The 19,372-nt window shown below is 70.6% G+C and carries 20 protein-coding genes; 11 read left to right on the top strand and 9 right to left on the bottom strand.

The features are described 5' to 3' along the window. The first annotated feature begins 74 nt into the window (after nt 1–74). From G406_RS0116760 to G406_RS0116770, 3 genes are all read left to right on the top strand, one after another. Nucleotides 75–419: a rhodanese-like domain-containing protein gene (locus G406_RS0116760; protein ID WP_037077064.1), complete on the top strand. Its 345-nt coding sequence runs from the start codon at nt 75–77 to the stop codon at nt 417–419. Nucleotides 420–586: 167 nt separating this feature from the next. Continuing rightward, entirely contained in the window at nt 587–1,504 is a 918-nt protein-coding gene (locus G406_RS0116765) for a DUF4328 domain-containing protein (protein ID WP_084216128.1), read from the top strand. 58 nt (nt 1,505–1,562) lie between these two features. Beyond that, complete coding sequence (locus G406_RS0116770; protein ID WP_028934718.1) at nt 1,563–2,552, top strand: DUF5926 family protein; 990 nt, start codon at nt 1,563–1,565, stop codon at nt 2,550–2,552. Nucleotides 2,553–2,739: 187 nt separating this feature from the next. Here the strand turns inward: G406_RS0116770 and G406_RS0116775 are convergent, their stop codons facing one another. The 5 genes from G406_RS0116775 to G406_RS0116795 all read right to left on the bottom strand — a co-directional run bounded on the left by G406_RS0116775 (nt 2,740) and on the right by G406_RS0116795 (nt 9,196). After that, nucleotides 2,740–3,270 carry a ferritin gene (locus G406_RS0116775; protein WP_028934719.1) on the bottom strand — a complete coding sequence of 177 codons (531 nt, stop codon included), beginning with the start codon at nt 3,268–3,270 and terminating at the stop codon, nt 2,740–2,742. 90 nt (nt 3,271–3,360) lie between these two features. Then, nucleotides 3,361–4,563, bottom strand: a complete 1,203-nt coding sequence (arcA, locus tag G406_RS0116780; protein WP_037077066.1) for an arginine deiminase — start codon at nt 4,561–4,563, stop codon at nt 3,361–3,363. 65 nt (nt 4,564–4,628) lie between these two features. Next, nucleotides 4,629–6,392 carry an ABC transporter ATP-binding protein gene (locus tag G406_RS0116785; RefSeq protein ID WP_051342218.1) on the bottom strand — a complete coding sequence of 588 codons (1,764 nt, stop codon included), beginning with the start codon at nt 6,390–6,392 and terminating at the stop codon, nt 4,629–4,631. Next, entirely contained in the window at nt 6,389–7,957 is a 1,569-nt protein-coding gene (locus G406_RS0116790; protein WP_028934722.1) for an ABC transporter ATP-binding protein, read from the bottom strand. Before G406_RS0116790 ends, G406_RS0116785 begins: the two co-directional genes overlap by 4 nt. A 423-nt stretch (nt 7,958–8,380) precedes the next feature. After that, nucleotides 8,381–9,196: a CPBP family intramembrane glutamic endopeptidase gene (locus G406_RS0116795; RefSeq protein ID WP_028934723.1), complete on the bottom strand. Its 816-nt coding sequence runs from the start codon at nt 9,194–9,196 to the stop codon at nt 8,381–8,383. 52 nt (nt 9,197–9,248) lie between these two features. Here G406_RS0116795 and G406_RS47475 point away from each other — a divergent pair, with 52 nt between their 5' ends. Both G406_RS47475 and G406_RS47480 read left to right on the top strand, forming a co-directional pair. Continuing rightward, complete coding sequence (locus G406_RS47475; RefSeq protein WP_037077068.1) at nt 9,249–9,689, top strand: hypothetical protein; 441 nt, start codon at nt 9,249–9,251, stop codon at nt 9,687–9,689. A gap of 48 nt (nt 9,690–9,737) precedes the next feature. After that, on the top strand, nt 9,738–10,127 hold the full coding sequence (locus G406_RS47480; RefSeq protein WP_051342219.1) for a DUF3817 domain-containing protein: 390 nt from the start codon (nt 9,738–9,740) through the stop codon (nt 10,125–10,127). Here the strand turns inward: G406_RS47480 and G406_RS0116810 are convergent. Then, a complete protein-coding gene (locus G406_RS0116810) occupies nt 10,074–10,850 on the bottom strand; it encodes a DUF2470 domain-containing protein (protein ID WP_028934724.1) in 777 nt (258 codons plus the stop codon). The two genes, G406_RS47480 and G406_RS0116810, sit on opposite strands and share 54 nt — an antisense overlap. A gap of 139 nt (nt 10,851–10,989) precedes the next feature. Here G406_RS0116810 and G406_RS0116815 point away from each other — a divergent pair, with 139 nt between their 5' ends. Further along, on the top strand, nt 10,990–11,880 hold the full coding sequence (locus G406_RS0116815) for a hypothetical protein (RefSeq protein WP_028934725.1): 891 nt from the start codon (nt 10,990–10,992) through the stop codon (nt 11,878–11,880). A 214-nt stretch (nt 11,881–12,094) separates the two neighbouring features. On the opposite strand, the gene G406_RS0116820 is transcribed toward G406_RS0116815, so the two are convergent. Then, nucleotides 12,095–12,658, bottom strand: a complete 564-nt coding sequence (locus G406_RS0116820) for a macro domain-containing protein (protein WP_245607139.1) — start codon at nt 12,656–12,658, stop codon at nt 12,095–12,097. A gap of 65 nt (nt 12,659–12,723) precedes the next feature. On the opposite strand from G406_RS0116820, the gene pheA reads away from it, so the two are divergent. Further along, nucleotides 12,724–13,674 carry a prephenate dehydratase gene (gene pheA, locus G406_RS0116825; protein WP_028934727.1) on the top strand — a complete coding sequence of 317 codons (951 nt, stop codon included), beginning with the start codon at nt 12,724–12,726 and terminating at the stop codon, nt 13,672–13,674. After that, nucleotides 13,671–14,327 (top strand): histidine phosphatase family protein, encoded by a 657-nt coding sequence (locus G406_RS47485; RefSeq protein WP_064742948.1) that lies wholly within the window; start codon nt 13,671–13,673, stop codon nt 14,325–14,327. The genes pheA and G406_RS47485 overlap by 4 nt, the downstream gene beginning before the upstream one ends. Before the next feature lie 366 nt (nt 14,328–14,693). Here G406_RS47485 and G406_RS47490 read toward each other — a convergent pair whose 3' ends face one another. After that, nucleotides 14,694–15,920: a septum formation family protein gene (locus G406_RS47490; RefSeq protein WP_051342220.1), complete on the bottom strand. Its 1,227-nt coding sequence runs from the start codon at nt 15,918–15,920 to the stop codon at nt 14,694–14,696. A gap of 202 nt (nt 15,921–16,122) precedes the next feature. Between G406_RS47490 and G406_RS47495 the strand changes: the two genes are divergently transcribed. From G406_RS47495 to G406_RS0116850, 3 genes are read left to right on the top strand one after another with little or no spacing between them, the layout of a single operon-like run. Beyond that, nucleotides 16,123–16,905: a hypothetical protein gene (locus G406_RS47495; protein ID WP_051342221.1), complete on the top strand. Its 783-nt coding sequence runs from the start codon at nt 16,123–16,125 to the stop codon at nt 16,903–16,905. A gap of 3 nt (nt 16,906–16,908) precedes the next feature. Continuing rightward, nucleotides 16,909–18,087, top strand: a complete 1,179-nt coding sequence (locus G406_RS0116845; protein ID WP_028934728.1) for a glutathionylspermidine synthase family protein — start codon at nt 16,909–16,911, stop codon at nt 18,085–18,087. A gap of 57 nt (nt 18,088–18,144) precedes the next feature. Then, on the top strand, nt 18,145–18,600 hold the full coding sequence (locus G406_RS0116850) for a DUF350 domain-containing protein (RefSeq protein ID WP_084216129.1): 456 nt from the start codon (nt 18,145–18,147) through the stop codon (nt 18,598–18,600). A gap of 39 nt (nt 18,601–18,639) precedes the next feature. On the opposite strand, the gene G406_RS0116855 is transcribed toward G406_RS0116850, so the two are convergent. Continuing rightward, a complete protein-coding gene (locus G406_RS0116855; protein WP_028934730.1) occupies nt 18,640–19,335 on the bottom strand; it encodes a hypothetical protein in 696 nt (231 codons plus the stop codon). Nucleotides 19,336–19,372 lie beyond the last annotated feature (37 nt).

Consider the following 19,372-nt stretch of genomic DNA (forward strand, 5'->3'; position numbering starts at 1 on the left):
CCAAGCCGTGAGTGCCGCGGCCGCCCCCGGGCGACCGCGGCACTCACGGCTGTTTTACGGGGGTGGCTGGCAGGATGGTGTTCGTGACTTCTTCTCAGGTGCCGACGGTGGGGATCGACGGGCTGCCGGACGGCGCCCGCCCGATCGATGTGCGCGAGCCCGACGAATGGGCCGCCGGTCGCGCGCCCAGTGCGATTCACCTGCCGATGGGTGAGATCACCGGCCGGCTCTCCGAGCTGCCCGACGACGAGGACCCGCTGTACGTGATCTGCCGCTCCGGCGGTCGCTCGGCGCGGGTGACGCAGTTCCTGGTCGCGCAGGGCTACCCGGCGGTCAACGTCGACGGCGGCATGCAGGCCTGGGCCCGCGCCGGTCGCCCGATGGTCGCCGACGGCCCGGCCGACCCGCAGGTCATCTAAGTGCCCTGGGAACGAGGTCGTCTCACCCGGCTCCGGCGCCCAGGTAGGCGCCCCGCTGCGTTGAAAAGGCGGCCCGATACAACAGCGGTATCGGGCCGCCTTTTCGCCTTGCGCTGCACCTACCTGGACACCGGATCCGGGCAAGGAACCCCGTTCCCAGGGCACTCGTGAACTGCCCCAGGTGTGGTCGCGCCCAGCCGCCGGAGGCGACCGGGCCGTTCTGCGCGCACTGCGGGCAGTTCCTGGTGCCGAGCAACTGGGTGGCGGTACCCCCGCCGAGGGCGCCCGGCGAAGAGACCCCGCCCCGGGAGAAACGAGCCCGCTACACCGGGCCGCCGCGCTACCGGGAGGTCCCGCGCTGGGGCTTCCCCGCCATGCCGTGGACGAGCAGCGCGCCGTCCGACGAACCCACCTCCGCCGAGGCCGCCGCGGGCTACGCGGCGTTGCTGGTGCCGATGTTGCGCGGACTCGCGGTGCTCGCCGGGCTGTCCGGCGCCGCCGAGATCTGGCGGTACGTGCTGCTGCTGCGCAGCCGATCCGGCGCGCTCGGCGCCGGCGAGGTCGCCGCGTCGGACTCGCTGGTCACAGCCGCGTCCTGGGTGTGCACGCTGATGTTCGTCGCGGTCGGCGTCTACCTGCTGATGTGGCTGCCGAAGGTCACCGAGGCGGCCGCCGAGCACAGCGGGGTTCGCCCGCCGAGGAGCCGCCGCGCGGTCGTCCTCGGCTGGCTCATCCCGGGTCTGAATCTGAGCGTGCCCGGCTCGGTGTTCGCCGAGGTCGAGCACGCCGCGCTGGGCCGGCCGGCCGGCGCGCGCCCTCGCCCGTCGAAGCTCGTGCTGATCTGGTGGGGGCTGTGGGCGGCCAACGTACTGCTGGGCGTCGTCGCGCTGCTCTGGAGTTTCCGCACCGGTGTGCAGGCCAAGGCCGACGGCGTGAGCCTGCACGCGTTGCTCGACATCGTCGCGGCGGCGACCGCCGTGTACACCGCGAAGGTCGTCGAATGGCTCACCGCGCTGGTGAGCCCACCGAAGCCGATGCCGCTGCCGAGGGTGGTCAGCGTGCGGGAGCACGCGCGCACCAGCTGAGCTCGGCGTGTGAGGCGGGGCACGGCCGTCGCGCCGACGCGAGTACCGTAATGCGGCGATGAGTAAGAAGACGAGGAACCGGGCCCGCGCGACGACGCAGAGCTCGGACGGCCCGAACCCCCGCCAGCCCTGCCCCTGTGGTTCCGGCAAGCGCTACAAGGCCTGCCACGGATCCGGCGACGACGTCATCGTGCTGCGTCCGTTCGAGGGACTGACCGCGGAGTGCGACCTGGTCGCGATGCGCGAGTTCGTGCCGTCCGGCATCGCCGAGCTGACGCTGAACGCCGAGGCGAAGAAGCTCGCCGACGGGCGCACAGTGCAGCTGGCCAGCGTGCTGCCCGGCGCGGCGGCCGCACTGGTCCGGCCGAACGGGACCGTCTGGGTCGGCATGCAGACCCAGACCCGCACCGGTGACATCTCCGGCGACATCGGCAGGGCGCTGCGCTGGGGCCTGACCGCCGAGGCGGGCGAGATGCTGCCGGTGTCCGGCGCGACGCTGGGCGAGGGCCCCGTCCGCCTGCAGGACCTGGTCGTCGCCGACATGACCCTAGAAGTCACCGTGCACAGCGACTTCTCCTGGTGGCTGCCGGAGGACGACCCCGAGACCGGCGAGGCTGCTCCGGCGCCGAACGCCGAGGTCGCGGCCGCGCTCGAGCACGCGAACAACGTGATCATGCCGACCGAGGCCGTTCGCGGCGAGGGCATCCGCGGCGCCTACTGGGTCGACGCGGGCGACAAGGCGCACCTGCGCTGGGTTCGCCCCGAGCCGGAGGAGCAGCTGCTGGCCGCGCTGGCCCGGCTGTCCGCCGCCGACCAGATCAGCCTCGGCGAGGGCTCGAAGTACGTGGGCGCGTTCCGTGCGCACGGCCTGCTGGTGCCGGTCTGGGACCTGGACAAGGAGATGCACGTCAAGGAGTGGACCGCTCCCGCCGAGGCGTTCGCGAAACTCCTGACCACAACCCTGTCCGACCTGGACAAGACCCCCCTGACCGACGCCGAGCGCCGAGCAAGAGACGCAATAGCCGGCCGCCAGGTAACGCTGCGTTAGCAATCGTGAGTGGCAAGGGCGTCTACCGCGGAGCGGCGCCGAAGGCGTAGGCGCTCGGAGCACTCACGACAGCTTTTTCGTCGTGAGTGATCCGGGCGTCTATAGGCGCCCTTGCCACTCACGAGTCGACGGCGAAGCCGAGATGCCTTGGAGTCGGGCACGGGCTAAGCCGGGCACAGGCAAGGACCTAAATACCAGCGGCAGGCGGCGCCGTCGGATCCGTGCCGCCGGCCCCGTTCAGCTCCCGGGCGACGAAGCTCTCGATGTTGAACAGGTCGTCGCCAGCACGCTGGACGACCCGCAGCAGCGTCGACATCGAGGACACCTCCTCGACCTGCTCCTTCAGGAACCACTGCATGAACTGCTCGCCCACGTAGTCGCCCTCGTCGCGCGCGGTCCGAGCGAGTGTGATGACCTGCTCGGTCACCTCCCGCTCCTGGGTCAGCGCCAGCTCGACGACCTCGACGACGGTGCGGAACTCGTTGCGCACCTCGCCCACCCCGGGGATGGCCACCGGAAGGTCCTGGTCGAGCAGGTAGCGGACCATGATCATGGCGTGCTGGCGTTCCTCGTTCGCCTGCGCGTAGAACCGCGCGGCCAGCTGGGGCAGATCTTCACCGTCGAGCCAGACGGCGACCGCCGTGTACTGCTGGGATGCGGTGAACTCGTGCCGGACCTGGTCGAGCAGCAGCTCGGGAAACTTGGAAGTACTGGCCATGCACCGAGGATAAGGGCAACCTTTAGTGCGTGCGCGCTTGCTTTACGTGACAAGCATGTCACCTGGCACGGTGGTTCCACGTGAAACCGTTCACCCGAGCGGGTCGCGCTCCAGGGGGCAGGACATGCAGCGGGGGCCGCCTCGGCCGGAGCCCAGCTCCGAGCCGGCGATGCGGATGACCTCGATGCCGGCATCCTCGAGCCGCGCGTTGGTCTCGGTGTTGCGTTCGTAGGCGACGACCACCCCGGGCGCGAGTGCGAGGGTGTTGTTGCCGTCGTCCCACTGTTCGCGTTCGGCGGTCACCGGGTCCAGCCCGGTGTCGATCACTCTCAGCTCGGCGACGCCCATCGCCTCGGCGGCCGCCGCGCGGAACGGTGCCGGGCCGTCGACCTTGATGCCGTCGCCCGCGGCGCGGACCGTGTAGGCGAGGAGAGTGTCCGCGACGGTGGGGTACATGACCATCGCGTCCCGGTCGACCATCGTGCACACCGTGTCCAGGTGCATCGTGGCCCTGCTCTGCGCGATCGGGACGACCAGCACCGCCTCGGCGAGCCCGTCGGCCAGCGCGGACCGGGCGAGGGACTCGGCGCCGGCGGGAGTGGTCCGTTCGCCGACCCCGATGGCGAGCACACCGGGTGCGAGCAGCAGGACGTCGCCGCCCTCGACCGGTGCCGAATGCGCTTCGTAGGCACGGGCCGTGCCGACGAACCGGGGGTGGTGGGCGTAGATCAGGTCGGTGAGTGCGGTCTCCCGACGACGCGCGGGCAGCGCGAGCGAGGTGATCGCCACGCGGTCGCCGAGCCACACCGAGGAGTCCCTGGTGAACAGCAGGTTGGGCAGCGGGTCCACGACGAAGTCGGTTGGCTCGTGCATCGTGTGGACCAGCGAGGCGTGTGGCGCGCCGTTCGGCAGCTCCGCGAACGTCAGCCCGGCCATGAGCACCTCGGCCAGCTCGGCGTCGTCGAGTGTGCCGAGGTGCGCACCGAGCGCCGTGGTCAACGGTGGGCCGAGCCGCCGCTCGTCCAGCACGTCCGCGACGGCCCGTTCCCTGGCTTCCGGCGAGCCGAGGGTCTCCACCAGCAGGTGAGGCAGCAGGAGCACCTCGACGCCGCGTTCGGTCAGCGCCGCCGCGAACGCGTCGTGCTCCTGCTGCGCCCTGGCCACCCACGGGATGCCGTCGAACAGCAGTTGGTCGTTGTTGCGCGGCGTCAGCCTGGTCAGCTCGGCTCCCGGCCGGTGCAGTAACACGGCCCGCAGCCGCCCGACCTCACTGTCCACCCGCGCTCTGCCCATCACCGGACTCTAGCCCGCACCCGTGAGTGATTTGGGCTGCCCGGGCAGCCCAAATCACTCACGGCTTAGCCTGCGGCGGTCTTCACCAGTGCCGCGTAGGAACCGTCGGCCGCGATCAGCTCCTCGTGTGAGCCGTGCTCGATGACCCGGCCCTCCTCCAGCACGACGATCCGGTCGGCGGACCGTGCGGTCTCCAGCTGGTGGGTGATCATCACGACGGTGCGGCCGGTGAGTACCGCCGCGAGCGACCGTTCCAGCTCACGGGAGGCCGACGGGTCGAGCAGCGAGGTCGCCTCGTCCAGCACCAGCGTGTGCGGGTCGGCCAACAGCAACCGGGCCAGCGCGATCTGCTGGGTCACCGCGGGCGGTACCGGGTCACCGCCGGAGCCGATCTTGGTGTCCAGTCCCTCGGACAGCCCGTCCGCCCACTGACCGGCGCCGACGGCGCGCAGCGCGGACCACAGCCGCTCGTCCGGCGCGGGGCCGCTGAGCGTCAGGTTGTCCCGCACCGTCCCGCCGAACACGTGCTGCTCCTGGGTGACCAGCACGATCTCCTGACGTCGCCGCTCCAACGGCAGCGCACCCACCGGCACACCACCGAGGTGCACGGTGCCGTGGTCCGGGTTGTTGATCCCGGCCAGCAACCTGCCGAGCGTCGACTTTCCCGAACCGGACGGGCCGACCACCGCGATGCGTTCGCCCGGCTCGATGTCCAGGTCGATCCCGCGCAGCACCTCACGGTCGGGCCGGTACCCGAACCGGACGCCGCGCAGGCGAAGCGCCCGCCCGTCCGGCTCGGCGAGGGAGTCCTCGGCCTGTAGCGGCACCAGCCGGACGCCGAGCACCCTGCGCAGCGCGGCGGCGCCGATCTGCAGCTCGTCCATCCAGCTGAGCACCTCGGTCAACGGTTCGGACAGCGCACCCGCGTACAGCACCATCGCCGCGACCGCGCCGATCCCGACCAGTCCCTGCTGGTACGCCCAGGTACCGAGCACGAGCAGGACCGCGATCGGCGCGAGAGCCGCGCCGTCCAGCGCGACCAGGTAGAACGACCACAGCCGCCCGGTGCGTTCCTCGCCCGCGGTGACCCGGCGCAGCGCGCCGTGCTGGTGGGCGATCCGACGCTCGGCAAGGCCCAGCGCCTCCACGGTGCGCGCACCGGTCACGGTCTCGTGCGTGCTGGCGTGCACCTGCGCCCAGTAGCCGAGCGTCCGTTCGTAGGTCGGTACCGCCTTCGGCCGGTACCAGCGCGAGGCCAGCACCAGGATCGGCGCCGACACCAGACCGCCCAGCGCCAGCAGCGGTGAGGTGATCACCATTGCCACGACCGTCAGCGCCACCATGACCGACGCCACGAGGATCCGGGGCGCCGCCATGCGCAGGCCCTCGTCGAGCTTGTCGACATCGGTGGTGGCGCGACCCAGCAGCTCACCGGTGCCCGCCGCCTCCACGACGTCCAGCGGCAGCCGCATGGAGTGGTGCACGAGACCTTCCCGCGCGTCGGCGAGCAGTCGCTCACCGAACACGGCGGCGACGAACTGGGCGAACCGGTGCAGCACCGTCTCCACCAGCAGCACGGCGAGGAACAGCAGCGCGATCAGGTCGATCCGCCAGGTCGGGGCACCCGGGCGCACCGACTCGACCAGCTCGCCGAGCAGTCTGGGACCGACCAGGCCGGCCACGGCGGCCGCCATGAACAGCACCAGCATGCCGACGAACCCGGCCCGCTGCGTGGTCACGATCTGCCACACCCACGCCCGCATCTCCCGGCGTCCGGCCAGCGGCAGCGCACCGGCCTTGCGCGCGGGCGTCACCTTCGACCCGGTCATGATGTCGGCTCCTTCGCCTGCTGGTCGCTCGTCCGGTGGTCGGCGACGGCGGCCCACAGCGGGCTGTGGCTGATCACCACCGTCGTCCTGCCCTTGCGCAGCGCGGCGACCCTGCGCACGATCCGGGACTCGGTGTGCGCGTCGACCGCCGAGGTCGGGTCGTCGAGCAGCAACACATCCGGGTCCATGGTCAGGGCCCTGGCCAGCATCAGCCGCTGACGCTGACCACCGGACAGCTGCCTGCCCCGCTCGGCCAGTCGTTCGTCGATGCCGTCGGGCAGACCGTCCACGATGTCCTTGGCGTCGGTCGCCCACAGCGCCTCCTCGAGGTCGACCCGGGATCCGCCGAGGCCGATCTCGGCGGCGAGCCGACCGGAGAACAGCACGTCCTGGTTGTGCGCGACCAGAATCCGCCGCCGTACCTCGCCGAGATCCGCCTCGGCGAGCGGCACACCGCCGGCCAGGACCGGCGTCTCGACGAAACGTCCCAGCCGGTCGGCCAGCTCGTCCCCCGGACCTGAGGGCGTGATGACGGTCAACCGGCCCGGCGGGCAGTGCAACCCGGTGTCCGGGTCGTCCAGCCCGAGTGGGCCGGCCGATAGCGGTGTCGGGTTCGGCGGTGAGTCGAGCGCCGGGCGCAGGTTCAGGATCGTCGTGACCCGGCCTGCCGAGACCAGCGCCTCGGTCGTCGTGGTGACCGTGTCGGAGGCGATGCTGACCGGGATCACCAGGAACGCCGATGCGCCGTAGAAGCCGACCAGCTCGCCGACGGTGATGTCGCCGGAGGACGCCAGCCGCGCGCCCAGCCAGGTCACGCCGACCGTCACCAGACCCGGCAGCAGCAGCTCCAGCGCGGACAGCCAGGACTCGGTCCGCCCGGCCGCGACACCGGCCATGCGCACCCGCTGGCTGGTCTCGGCGTACCGGTCGCCGAAACGGCGCTCACCGCCGATACCGCGCAGCACCCGCAGCCCGGACACGATGTCCGCCGCTAGCGACGTCGCGGCGCCGACCTCGTCCCGGTGCGCTTCCGCGCGCCGACGCAACGGCCCGAACAGCGGGGCCATCCCGAGCGTCGCCAGTGGAACACCCACCAGGACGACCGCGCCGAGCAGCGGGCTCTGGGTCACCAGGACCGTGGCGACCACGATGAACGCGACCAGGGAGCCCGCTGTCCGGCCGATGCATCCGAGCAGGTTGCCGATGCTGTACACGTCGGTCGATCCGACCGCGACGACGTCACCGGCCCGAATCTGCCTGGGGAGGACGGAGCCCAGCCGGGCCGCGTGTTCGAGGACCGCCCGCTGGACGCGGACGCCTGCCTGAATCCACAGCTGGGTCGACCAGAACTCCAGGAAACCGACACCGAGTGCCTGCAACAGACCGAGCGTCAGGATTGCGGCGATCCAGGTCCACAGCTGGGGCCCGAGGCCACTCTGGATGGCCGCGTCGATCGCGCGCCCGATGGCCAAGGGCATCAACGCCACCGGAACCATGTGCAGCAGTCCCAGGAGGACCGAGATGCCCGCCGGTACGCGTAAACCCCGCAGCAGCGACCACAGCAGTCGAGCGGGAGTCCGAGGGTCAAGCCTGAGTCAATAGTGATGCATACCCAGAACGCTAGAGGCGACCGCAACCGGGTTTCACCCAAAGCCAACACAGCTCACAGCCAGCTCCGCGAGTCTCCCCGAGGGGGTTCAGTGCGTAGCCGGCTAGGCACCGCTCTGCGAGTCTCCCCGAAGGGGGTTCAGTGCGAACCCGACTCGGCACCGCTCCGCGAGTCTCCCCGAAGGGGGTTCAGCGCGAAGCACTGCAAAAAACGCACCAGGCGAAGCAGAACGCAACCAGACAGGCGCGCGTCAAGCGAGGGCAGCGAAGCCGGAGCGAAGCGAACGGCGAAGCCGCCCAAGTTTCCGGTTGCGGGCCCCCGGAGCGAAGCGGAGCGGGGTCCCAACCGGAAACTTTCGACGCGCGGAGGCCGGCCGGCATCACGGCAGCCAGGCGACTGCGCCCTTGAGCAGGGCGTAGCCGACGAAGGCGATCACGTCCAGGAGGGTGTGGGCGCCCACCAGGGCCCAGAGGCGGTTGGTGCGTTGCCAGACCCTACCGAACACCAGGCCCATGACCAGGTTGCCCACGCCGCCGCCCGCTCCCTGGTACAGGTGGTAGCAGCCTCTGATGACCGCGGACAGCAGGATCGAGCGGTTCTCCGACCAGCCGAGGGTGCGCAGTCGGCTCAGCAGGTAGCCGGTGAGCAGGACCTCTTCGGCCCAGGCGTTGCCCGCAGCCGACAGGATCAGCGCGGGGATGCGCCACCAGGTGTCGCCGAGGGTGCTCGGCTGCACGGTCAGCGCCAGTCCCAGCGCGTGGGCGATCAGGTACAGGGCGAGGCCGGGGATGCCGATCAGGGCGGCCAGGCCGGCGGCGAGTGCGCCGTCGCGCCACGGGCGGGTGCGGTCCAGGCCGATGTCGCGCAGTGTCAGACCGGCGCGGACCAGCAGGTACACGCCCAGCGCTCCCCAGCCGATCAGCTGGCCGGCGAAGGCGATCTGCAGTGCCAGGTCGATGTACTGGTTGACCGCGGCGGGGGCGTTCAGTGCGACCTGCTGGTCGGACAGCGGGCCGCGCAGCAGCGACTGGAGCAGCGACAGCGCGCTGCGCAGACCGGACAGGCCCAGGGTGATCCCGAACACGATCCACAGTTCGGCGTGGATCAGCCGCCGCTCCCGGGGGTCCAGTTCAGGGGTGGGGCCGGGACGGGACCGGACGGCCCAGGCCAGGCCGTTGCGCAGTGCACCCGTCACACATGCGGACGCTACCGGTGTCGCCCGCGTCCGAGGCGGCTACCCTGGCAAGGTGCGCCGCTTCGTGTTCGCCCCGCGTTGGGTGGTGGGGCATGTCGTCATCCTCATCGTGGTGGTCAGTTGCCTGTTCCTGTGCAACTGGCAGTGGGATGTCTCGATGGTCACCCACTCGCTGCAGAACATGGCGTACGCGGTGCAGTGGCCGTTCTTCGCGGTGTTCTTCGCGGTGATGTGGTGGCGGATGCTGCGGCTGGAGTCCCAGCGACTCGACGAGGAAGAGGCCGAGGCCGGCGCGAACGCGCCGGAGAAGCCGGTGCGCAAGCGTGTCGAGAAGCAGTCCGCGCCTCCGGTCGACGAGCCCATTCTGGCTGGTCCGTCGCGTCGGACCGTCGCCGATGCGCGCCGCGACACGGCCGCCGTGGAGGACGAGGCCGACCCGGCGATGGACGCTTACAACCGGATGCTCGCCGCACTGGCCGCCAAGGAACAGTGACGGCGCCCGCGCGTAAGGTGAGCGGCATGTGCGGGCAGGTTCTGAGCCATGGATAGTCGCAAGATCGTGCTGAACGCGTACCGGGTGGCGGCGTACGTCACAGGTGTCGGGTTGATCATCCTGACGTGCTACGCGATGCCGATGAAGTACATCTGGGGCAACAGCACACCCGTTGCGATCGTCGGTGCCGCGCACGGGTTCCTGTACATGATCTACGTGGTGTTCACGCTGGTGCTCGCCGAGCGGTGCCGGTGGAGCCCGGTGCGCGCGGTGCTGATCGCGCTGGCCGGGACCGTGCCGTTCGTGTCGTTCTACGCCGAGCGCAAGGTCACCGGCTGGGTGAAGGCGCAGATCGCCGCCCAGCCGCGCGGCGCGAAGGCCGGTTCAGCTCGCGCCGCGGAACGGGCAGCCGATGAGCAGTCCGACCTGAGCGCGTAGCTGCTCGGAGTCGTCGGCTGGCGACTCGAAACCGAGGCGCACGTCGTGGTCGCCGTCCTCGGCCTCGACGCGCAGCCGGATGCCGAGGCGGTCGACGCCCAGGGGACGGATGCGGCAGCCGGGTTTCGCGCGCAGTGGCTCGGGCAGGTGCCTGGCCAGTGACGTGAACACGTCCGGGTGCGCGTCCTCGAGGTGGGACAGCCAGCCGTCCTCGAGGAGGCAGAACGGGTCGGGGTCGGCGGCCTGCAGCTCCGCCGGGGCGAGCGGCCCGGTGCCCTCGGTGTCGGCGATGACGGCCGAGCCGGGGCGCAGCCGCAGCATCGTGGCGCCGTGACCGAGGTCGAGCAGGCCGGGGCGCGGTCGCTCGCTGGCGATGTCCAGCGCGAGCCTGCGCGCGTAGGTCGGGCCGGGCGCGACGAGCCAGCCGCTGATCCACAGCAGTGCGCGGACCGGCTCGCGCAGGTCGACCGGCGCGGTGTCGGTGAGCTCCAGCATGGCGGGCAGCCCGCTGCGCGGGCCCTGTCGTACGGCGTCCAGCAGCGCGTGGTCGCTGGGCATCAGCAACGTCGCGGTGCCGTCCGCGTGCACGTGGTGCAGCAGCGGCACGATCCGCTGGGTGTCGTTCAGGCCGACCACGGCCGCCTGACCGCCACGGCTTGCAATGCTGCGCGCGCGTTCGGCGTTGGTCGGCGCGAGCGGCCGGCGAAGTCGAGTACTGCCCACAGGGCCACCTCCAGGTTTGTTAGGTGAGCCTAACCTACTGTCCGGGTGACTGCGATACACCCGACTGAGTGGACCGCCTCACCGGCCGCAAAGGGGGGTGGCTGTGGCCGCCTCACCGGGCAGCGGTTAGGTTCGGCCGGTGTCGACCGCGCACGAAGGCGAGCCCGACGGAGCTCCGGCCCCGATCCCGACTCTGTTTGCCAACCTCGTCGACGACACCACGCTCCTGCTCCCCAAGCAGTTGCGCCCGGCGATGTCCGAGGTTGCCGCCCACTACCTGAACGCCCGTGACAGTGAGTACGGCGGACTGGTCGGACAGCTCGTCTGCCCCGTCTCCCGGCTTTCCGAGCTCGTGTCCGAGCTGGTCAAGCTGCACCCGACCGCTCCGGTGGACATCTCGCTGGTGGTGGACACCGGCCTCGGCGCGGTGCCCAAGGCGCTGTCGCTGGCACTGTCCAGAGACCTGCTGCTGACCCCGCGCACCCTGGAGACGGCCGCGCCGCCGGACGTCGACGGCGTCTGGCTGGAGCGGGTCTCCGAGTTCGTGCCGGACGACATGGTTCCGGTCGTCGAGCCGCGCAGGCCCCTCGAAGGCGACACCGAGCAGTGGCTGACGGCCGTGCGCCGGGTCGCCGAGCACGGGTGCACCCCGAAGCTGCGCTGCGGTGGCCCCCGCGCCTCGGACGTGCCGTCGGATTCGGACGTCGCGGCGTTCCTGGAAGCGGCCGACGGTGCGCCCGCCGGGTTCACCACGAGCCTCGGCCTGCCGCACGTGGTCCGCCGGATCGACGAGGCGACCGGTCAGCTCCAGCACGGCATGCTCAACATGCTGGTCGCGGTCGCTCGCGCGCTGGTCAACGGTGATGTCCGCGGTGCGCTCGCCGAGACCGACGCCGACGTGCTCGCCAAGGAGATCGGCAAGCTGTCCGATGCCGCAGGTGGCGCGGTGCGCGGTCTGCTGGCCCGCTGCGGCTCCGGCAGGGTCGCGGTCCCCGGCGCCGAGCTGGCGACCCTGGGCCTCCTTTCCTGAAGTCCCCACTCGCGGGAGGCGCGCACAGCACAATCCAGCAACTCGCACAGCACAATCCAGCAACTCGCACAGCACAATCCAGCGACTCGCACAGCACAATCCAGCAACTCGCACAGCACAATCCAGCGACTCGCACAGCACAATCCAGCGACTCGCACAGCACAATCCAGCGACTCGCGCCGCGGAATCCAGCGACTCGCGGGGGTGAGTCGCTTCAGCGGCCGAGGACGTCGTCCAGGGCCTGGGTGACGCGGTCGGCGCAAGTACGTGGGGACAGGCCACCGACGCCGGTACCCAGGCCGGGCAGGGCGAACGAGCGCACCACGTCCTTGACCGGCTCGCCGTCCGAGGTCGTGCCGTCCCGCCAGAGCGTCAGGATGGCCATCGCGGCGGCGTACGCGTTCTCCCCGGCAGGGTCGAGCCGCTCCCCGGGGTTGCGCATCGTGGGGGCACTGATCAGCCAGGCCGGCAGCGGTGCCTTGGCGCCGGTGGACACGAGCAGCGCCGAGCCGACCGGAAGCTCCCCGTCCGCATGGGTGGAGCCGATCTCCGCGCGCACCCGGCGCTCGATGCCGGGCAGCCAGCGGGCGTACACACCGTCGATGCCGCCGCCCATGAGCCCGAACGAGTTGGCCGGGCTGACCACGGCGTCGACCGTCAGGTCGGTTACCGAGCCCCGGAACACCCTGGCCCATGGCCGGGCGGCGGCCACCCGGTCCCATGCCGAGGCCATCGGCTCGTCGACAGCGACCAACACCAACTCAGGAAAGTCCGCCACGCGCCCCACGGTAGGTGAACCGGCCACCCGAGGGCGTTCGTGGCGCACCGCATAGAGTCGGTCGGGTGACTCGTCTGGCGTTCCTCGGTCCGCGTGCCACGTTCACCGAACAGGCCCTGCTCCGTCTGCCGGAGTCCGAGGGTGCCGAGCTGGTGCCCGCCGCGACCACCACCTCCGCGCTGGCCGCGGTGCGGTCCGGCGAGGCGGACCTGGCGTGTGTCCCGATCGAGAACAGCGTCGAGGGCGGCGTCCCGGCGGTGCTGGACTCGCTGGTCAACGACCCGCCGCTGGTGATCGTGCGGGAGACCCAGATCGCCGTCCGGTTCGCGCTGATGGTCCGGCCGGGCACGGCGCTCGGCGACATCCGGACCGTCGCCTCGCACCCGCACGGCGAGGCACAGACCCGGCACTGGCTGGCCGCGAACCTGCCCGGCGCCACGATCTCGATGTCCAGCTCGACAGCGGAGGCGGCGGCCCAGGTGGCCAGAGGTGAACTGGACGCCTCGGTGTCGGCACCGGTCGCGGCGAGCGTGCACGGGCTGGAGATCCTGGCCGACGACATCGCCGACACAGCGGCCGCGGTGACCCGGTTCGTGCTGGTCCGGCCCCCCTGTGCGCCGCCGGAGCCGACCGCGTTCGACCGGACGACGCTGGCCACCACGACGGAGAACGTGCCCGGCGCGCTGCTGGGCATCCTCACCGAGCTCGCGGTCCGGGGCATCGACCTGACCAGGATCGAGTCCCGGCCCATCAAGGGCCGCCGCGACGAGTACTGGTTCCACCTGGACTGCACCGGGCACATCGCACAGCCTGCGATGGGCGAGGCGCTGGCGGCGCTGCACCGCCGCTGCACACGGGTGCGCTACCTCGGCTCCTACGCACGGTGTGCGGTTCCGGACGGCGTCGGCGAGACTCGGGTGAGCCCGGCGAGCGGGTTGGTCAACGGGCACGGGGCGGAACGCTTCGCGGCAGCGGCGGCCTGGCTGGACGAGATACGAGCGGGGACTTCGGCATGACGGGCCCACTGTTGATTCTGGTCCGCCACGGCCAGACGAACTCCAACGTGAACAAGACCCTCGACACGATCCTGCCCGGCGCCCCGCTCAACGAGCTGGGCCAGGCACAGGCGCGGGCCGCGGCGGCAGGGTTCACCGGCATGGACATCGCCGCGGTGTACTCGTCGCTGGCCATCCGGGCGCAGCAGACGGCCGCGCCGATCGCCGCAACGGTGGGGCTCGAGGTCCAGACGGTGGCGGGCGTGCACGAGGTCTTCTGCGGCGACCTGGAGGGCCGCTCGGACGAGGACGCACGGGCCCGGTTCGACGAGGTCTACGCGGCCTGGGCCGAGGGCGACCTGGAGCGCAGGCTGCCCGGCGGCGAGTCCGCGCAGGACCTGCGGGACCGGTACCTGCCCGTGGTGGCCGAGCTCTGGGCACGTCACGCCGACGAGCCGGACCGCCCGATCGTCCTGGTCAGCCATGGCGCCGCGATCCGCATGGCGGCCGCGGCCCTGATCGGTGAGACAGCCGAGACCGAGTACGTCCCCAACGCGGGACGGGTGGAACTGGCCCCTCTGGCGGACGCCCCCGCCCCAGGAGCCTGGCGCCTGAAGTCCTGGGAGCAGGGCTCCCCGGAACCAGGCGACGTCACCGGCGGAGACTCCCGCTAGCTCGGGTCAGCCTCGGTAGGTCGGGCCATGGGGTTGCACGGCCTTGTGGCTGGGTTCTGCAGGTCGGGTTGTGGGGTTCTAGTGGCTAGGGGAGGGTGCAGGCTGTCTTTTTGGGCCTGTTCCGCGCGCGGCTTTTTTCTGTGACCACCCCGGCTCGCGTAAACGCTCGCTGGGGTACTCCCAGAAAAAAAGGCTCGAGGACTCGCCCGGGCGCGCGCTTGTGCTCACCTGGGGAGCCGCCCTGGTAGTTGGGTGGGTCGTTGCGGACATTCACTGCCCGGCCTTCGCCGGAACTCCTTCGGAGACTCGCGGAGCCGGGTTGGGAGACGGGATGGTCCGCTACGATCCCGTGGCCGGTTGATCAGATCAGCTACTCGGCTTCAGTAGGTCGCCTGGTTTGGGGGCGTTGTCGCCTGGTTGGGGCTGGCCCGGCTTTTCGTTGAGTAAATCCTTGCCGAGCTGGTCCAGCTTCGGGGCATCGGGGATGCCGGACGTGGGCAGCTGCGGGCTCTCCGGGTTGCCGGGGTTCGGCACGTCGCCCGAGCCGGTGTTGTTCGACGGGTCCCGGCCGGGCGAGGGCTGGGCGGGGGCACCGGGGGACGCGGTCGGGCGGGCGGGGGACGCTGGCTGGTTACCGACCTGCACCGGGCCCTTGACGCTGCCGATGATCGGCGCGAAGCCGCTCTTGTCCGGCAGCTGCGCGGCCAGGTTGCAGGCGACCTTGCGGCTGCCGGCGTTCCACGACTCCTGTGCCAGGTTGTCCCACAGAACGGACAGCTTCTTGTCGCCGATGACGTTGTCGCCGCCCGCGTAGCTGGACGCGAGTTTGCTGCACTGCGGCTGCAGGTACTTGTCCTGGTCGCTTTCCGAGGGGTACTTGTCGAACTTCTGGCTCAGGTCGATCCAGCCCACCGACTCGATCGCGTGTTGCACGGAGCAGTCGACCGGGTCGCCGACGTACGGCCCGTCGATGCCCAGGCACGTGCCGGGCTGCTGGATGTCGGACTGGTCCTGACCGGATACGGTGCCGACGATCGGGTACAGCGCGCCGGAGCGGGAGAAGCGTTGCAGACCGCAGCGCAACGACCGGTCGCCGTTCGACCAGCTCTTCTGCGACGGCTTGAGCGCACCGGCGCGGAACGCGCCGTTCGGGTCGTACTTGCCGCCGAGATAGTTGTTGACCAGCGGCGTGCAGCGGTCGTTGACCAGCTTGCGGAACGTCTGGTTGTCCGGCATCGACGAGTCGGCCGGGATGTCGGCCAGCTGCACGGCGCCGGCCTGCTCGAACAGGTGCGGACTCGTGCAGTCGATGGCCTCGGCGTCGGCGGCGTCCGAGCGGCGCCAGCTCAGGCAGGTGCCCGGGGTCGGCGGCGGCGGGGTGCGCTCGGCGATCGGTTTCTGGTCGTCCGGCACCGGCGCGGTCGCCAGGGTGCTCAGCACCGGGACCTCGGCGCCGGTGGTCGCGTTGACCGCCGCGGTCAGCAACATGATCACCGCACCGATGAGCAGACCCACGACGACGATGACGTGGCGACGATCCAGCTTGAGACGGCTGGGCGCGTCGCCGGGTTCGTGGGGTGCGGTCGGATCCATGTCCCCGACATCATGCCGCCGAGGGGGTGCCACGTCAGGTTTCGGGGTGGAATCACGCGGTGGCTGGTCTCTGAGCTGCGATTAATGCCTGGCTGAACGGATCTGCGCCGCCTTCGGGTGCGGAAAACGTCCGATGAGCGGTCGAGGCGACGATAGTGTGGTGGGGAGAGGGCCGGTACGGTGCGCGCTGGGGTGATCGGATTTGAGTACAGACGGAGAACGGCCCCGCTCGGAGCGGCCTGAGTCGACGAGCGGTGACAAGCCGTCGCAGGGCGATCCGACGGCCTATCGCGAGCCGCCCGAGCCGATCCAGCTCCCGGATTTCGACAAGGCCGACGAGTCGGGCAAGACCGACGGGCCTGCCGCGAGCGACGAGCCGGAGAAGACCGACGAGGCGCCCAAGCGCACCGGTCGGATCAGCTACCAGGACGAGAACACGGCGCCGCGTGAGCCGACGCTCGCCGAGCAGCGCGCCCGCCAGCAGGCGGAGAAGCGTGCGCTCGAAGAGGAAGAGGAACGCTGGGAGGAAGAGGCCCGGCAGGCGAAGAAGCGCAAGCGCATGCTCATCGGCGGCGCGGTCGGTGTCGGGCTGGTCGCCGTCGTGGCGATCGGCTATGCCGCGTCCCGCGACGACGAGGACAGCGTCGAGGCGCGCTGCACCGATGACAATAACGTGGTCGTCGACGACAGCAACTGTGTGCAGCCGGCCGCTGCCGGGACACAGCAGCAGTACCACTCCGGTGGCTTCGGCTTCATCCCGATCTTCATCGGTGGCGGCGGCCGCCAGTACCACTACAACTACGGCGGCTCCGGCAACGTCGGGCAGGTCGCCACCGGTGGCACCACGACACCGCCGAAGAACGCCACCGTGCGTACCCCGTCCGGCAAGACCGTCGCCGGGTCCTCCAGCGTCAGCCGAGGTGGCTTCGGCGTGAACAGCGGCGGTTCCTCTTCCGGCTCCTCCGGCAAGTCGGGCGGCTCCTGAACCGTGAGAAGAGCACACGGCACGCCGAGGCCGGACTGGAAGCAGAAGATCGGCGAGCAGGGTCTGGTGTACGACACGCCCGGGCGCGGCGAGGGTGGGGTGTCGCGGCCGTACTGGGACGAGTCGGTGCACTACGTCTTCGACATGGACGAGGTGCTGGCCCTGGAAGCGGACGTCGAGCTGCTGCACTCGATGTCGCTCGAAGCGGTCGACCACGTCGTGACGACCGAGCGGTTCAAGGACTTCGCGCTGCCGGAGTGGTCGTGGGAGGCGGTCGCGGCGTCCTGGAAGCGGTCCGATCCGCACGTGTACGGCCGGTTCGACCTGCGCTACGACGGTTCCGGTCCGGCGAAGCTGCTGGAGTACAACGCGGACACCCCGACGACGCTGCTCGAAGCGTCGATCGTGCAGTGGCACTGGCTGCAGGACACCCACGGCGACGACGACCAGTGGAACTCGCTGCACGAGAAGCTCGTCGAACGCTGGACCGAGATCGCCGGCACGCTGCCCGGCTCGGAGATCCACTTCACCTGGTCCCGCGCGGACGCCAGCGGTGAGGACCACATCACCACCGCGTACCTGCAGGAGACCGCCGCCGAGGCGGGTCTGGACACGGTCGGTCTCGCGATCGAGGACCTCGGCTACGACGTGGCGCTGGACCGTTTCGTCGACCTTGCCGAGTCGCCGATCAAGTGCCTGACGAAGCTGTATCCCTGGGAGTGGATCCTCACCGACGACTTCGGCAAGCACGCGCTGCGCAGCCTGCCGGAGACGCTGTGGATCGAGCCGCTGTGGAAGACGCTGCTGTCGAACAAGGCGCTGCTCGCGGTCATGTGGGAGATGTATCCGGGACATCCCAACCTTCTGCCGGCCTATCTCGACCAGCCGGGCATGCTGACCGAGTACGTGCGCAAGCCCCGGCTCGGCCGGGAGGGCTCGAACATCTCGATCGTGGCGCCCGGGTACGAGGTCGAGACTGGTGGCGTCTACACCGAGGACGGTCTCGGCGGCGGCTGGGTGTACCAGCTGTTCGACCCGCTGCCGGAGTTCGAGGGTTTCCGTCCGGCGCTGGGCGCGTGGATCGTCGGCGATCACTCGGCGGGCCTCGGCATCCGCGAGACCACCGGCCTGGTCACCGACGACGGCGCGGCGTTCGTGCCGCACCGGATACCAGAGTCCTGACGGCTGCTCCAGTAGGGTGGCGTCGCGGCTGAGACTCAGCTCAGGGAGGAACTTCACGTGACGACATCGGTGCTGGCACTGGCGCCCGGGTTCTTCGGCGTGGTCGGTGGTGGGCTGGCCGCGATCCTGATCTACGCCCTGCTCGGTCTGCTGATGATGATCATCGGCTTCTACGCGATCGACCTGACCACACCCGGCAAGCTGAACGCCCTGGTCAGGGCTGGTAAGCCGAACGCCGTAGTGGTGACCTCGGCCGGCATGGTGAGCATGGCGTTCATCGTCGTCGTCGCCATCTACGGCTCGGCGGGCAACCTTCTCGAAGGGCTGCTCTCGTCGCTGCTGTACGGGCTGGTCGGCATCGTGGCGCAGGCGATCGCGGTGCGGATCCTGGAGTTCGTGACCGGCATCGACATGAACCTGCTGATGACCTCCGATGAGCTGCGCCCCGAGGCGAAGGTCGTCTCGGCCGCGCACCTCGCGCTGGGCCTCGTCGTCGCCGTCGCCGTCCTGTGACCCGTGAGTGCCGCGGCCGCCTACAGGCGGCCGCGGCACTCACGGGGTCTGCAGGGCCTCGCGGGTGACGTTGTGCAGCATCTCGCGCATGGCCAGCGGCAGGGTCGCGCGCACAGACTGCGGGACGCTGTCCTCGGTCCACTCGATCATGTCCCGCAGCATCCCGGCGAGCAGCCGCGCGGTGGACCGGTTGCGCCACATGACCCAGCCGACGAACAGGTCCGAACCCACCGCGCGCACCGAGATCACCGCGCGCTCCACGTCCTGCAGGATGACGATCGACGGCACATCGCCCACGGTCTCCGGCTCGACGTGGAACGGCGTCCGGCGCGCGGTCAACGAATCGGAGATCCGGCGGTAGACCTCGTCGGCCCGGTCGGCGTCCCCGTCGAGCAGCGCGCCGAACTCGGTGATCGGCTCGCGCACCGGGAAGAACGTCGCGACCAGCCAGCCGAGCAGCGCGCACGCCATGCCGCCGAGGCAGATCGGTGAGAGCACGGCGGCCAGGCCCGGACTGATACCCACCCGGTCGGTGGTGAACACGACGCTCGAACTGAGCACCGCGAGACCGACCGTCAAGCCCCAGCCGAGCGCGAACACCAGCAGGATGGCCAGGAAGAAGCCGCTGCGGATCAGGTGCGGTCGGAGCACCCTCGTCGCGACCGGGTCGGAGATCAGCTCGTCGGGCGGCCGCGACGCGCCCAACCCCGAGCGGGTGATCCGTTGTACGTCCATACGGTCCAGTGTGCGCTCTCATCCGGGGTAATGCAGC

This window comes from Actinospineispora spinosispora DSM 44797 (assembly GCF_000429025.1).
GTDB lineage: Bacteria > Actinomycetota > Actinomycetes > Mycobacteriales > Pseudonocardiaceae > Pseudonocardia > Pseudonocardia spinosispora.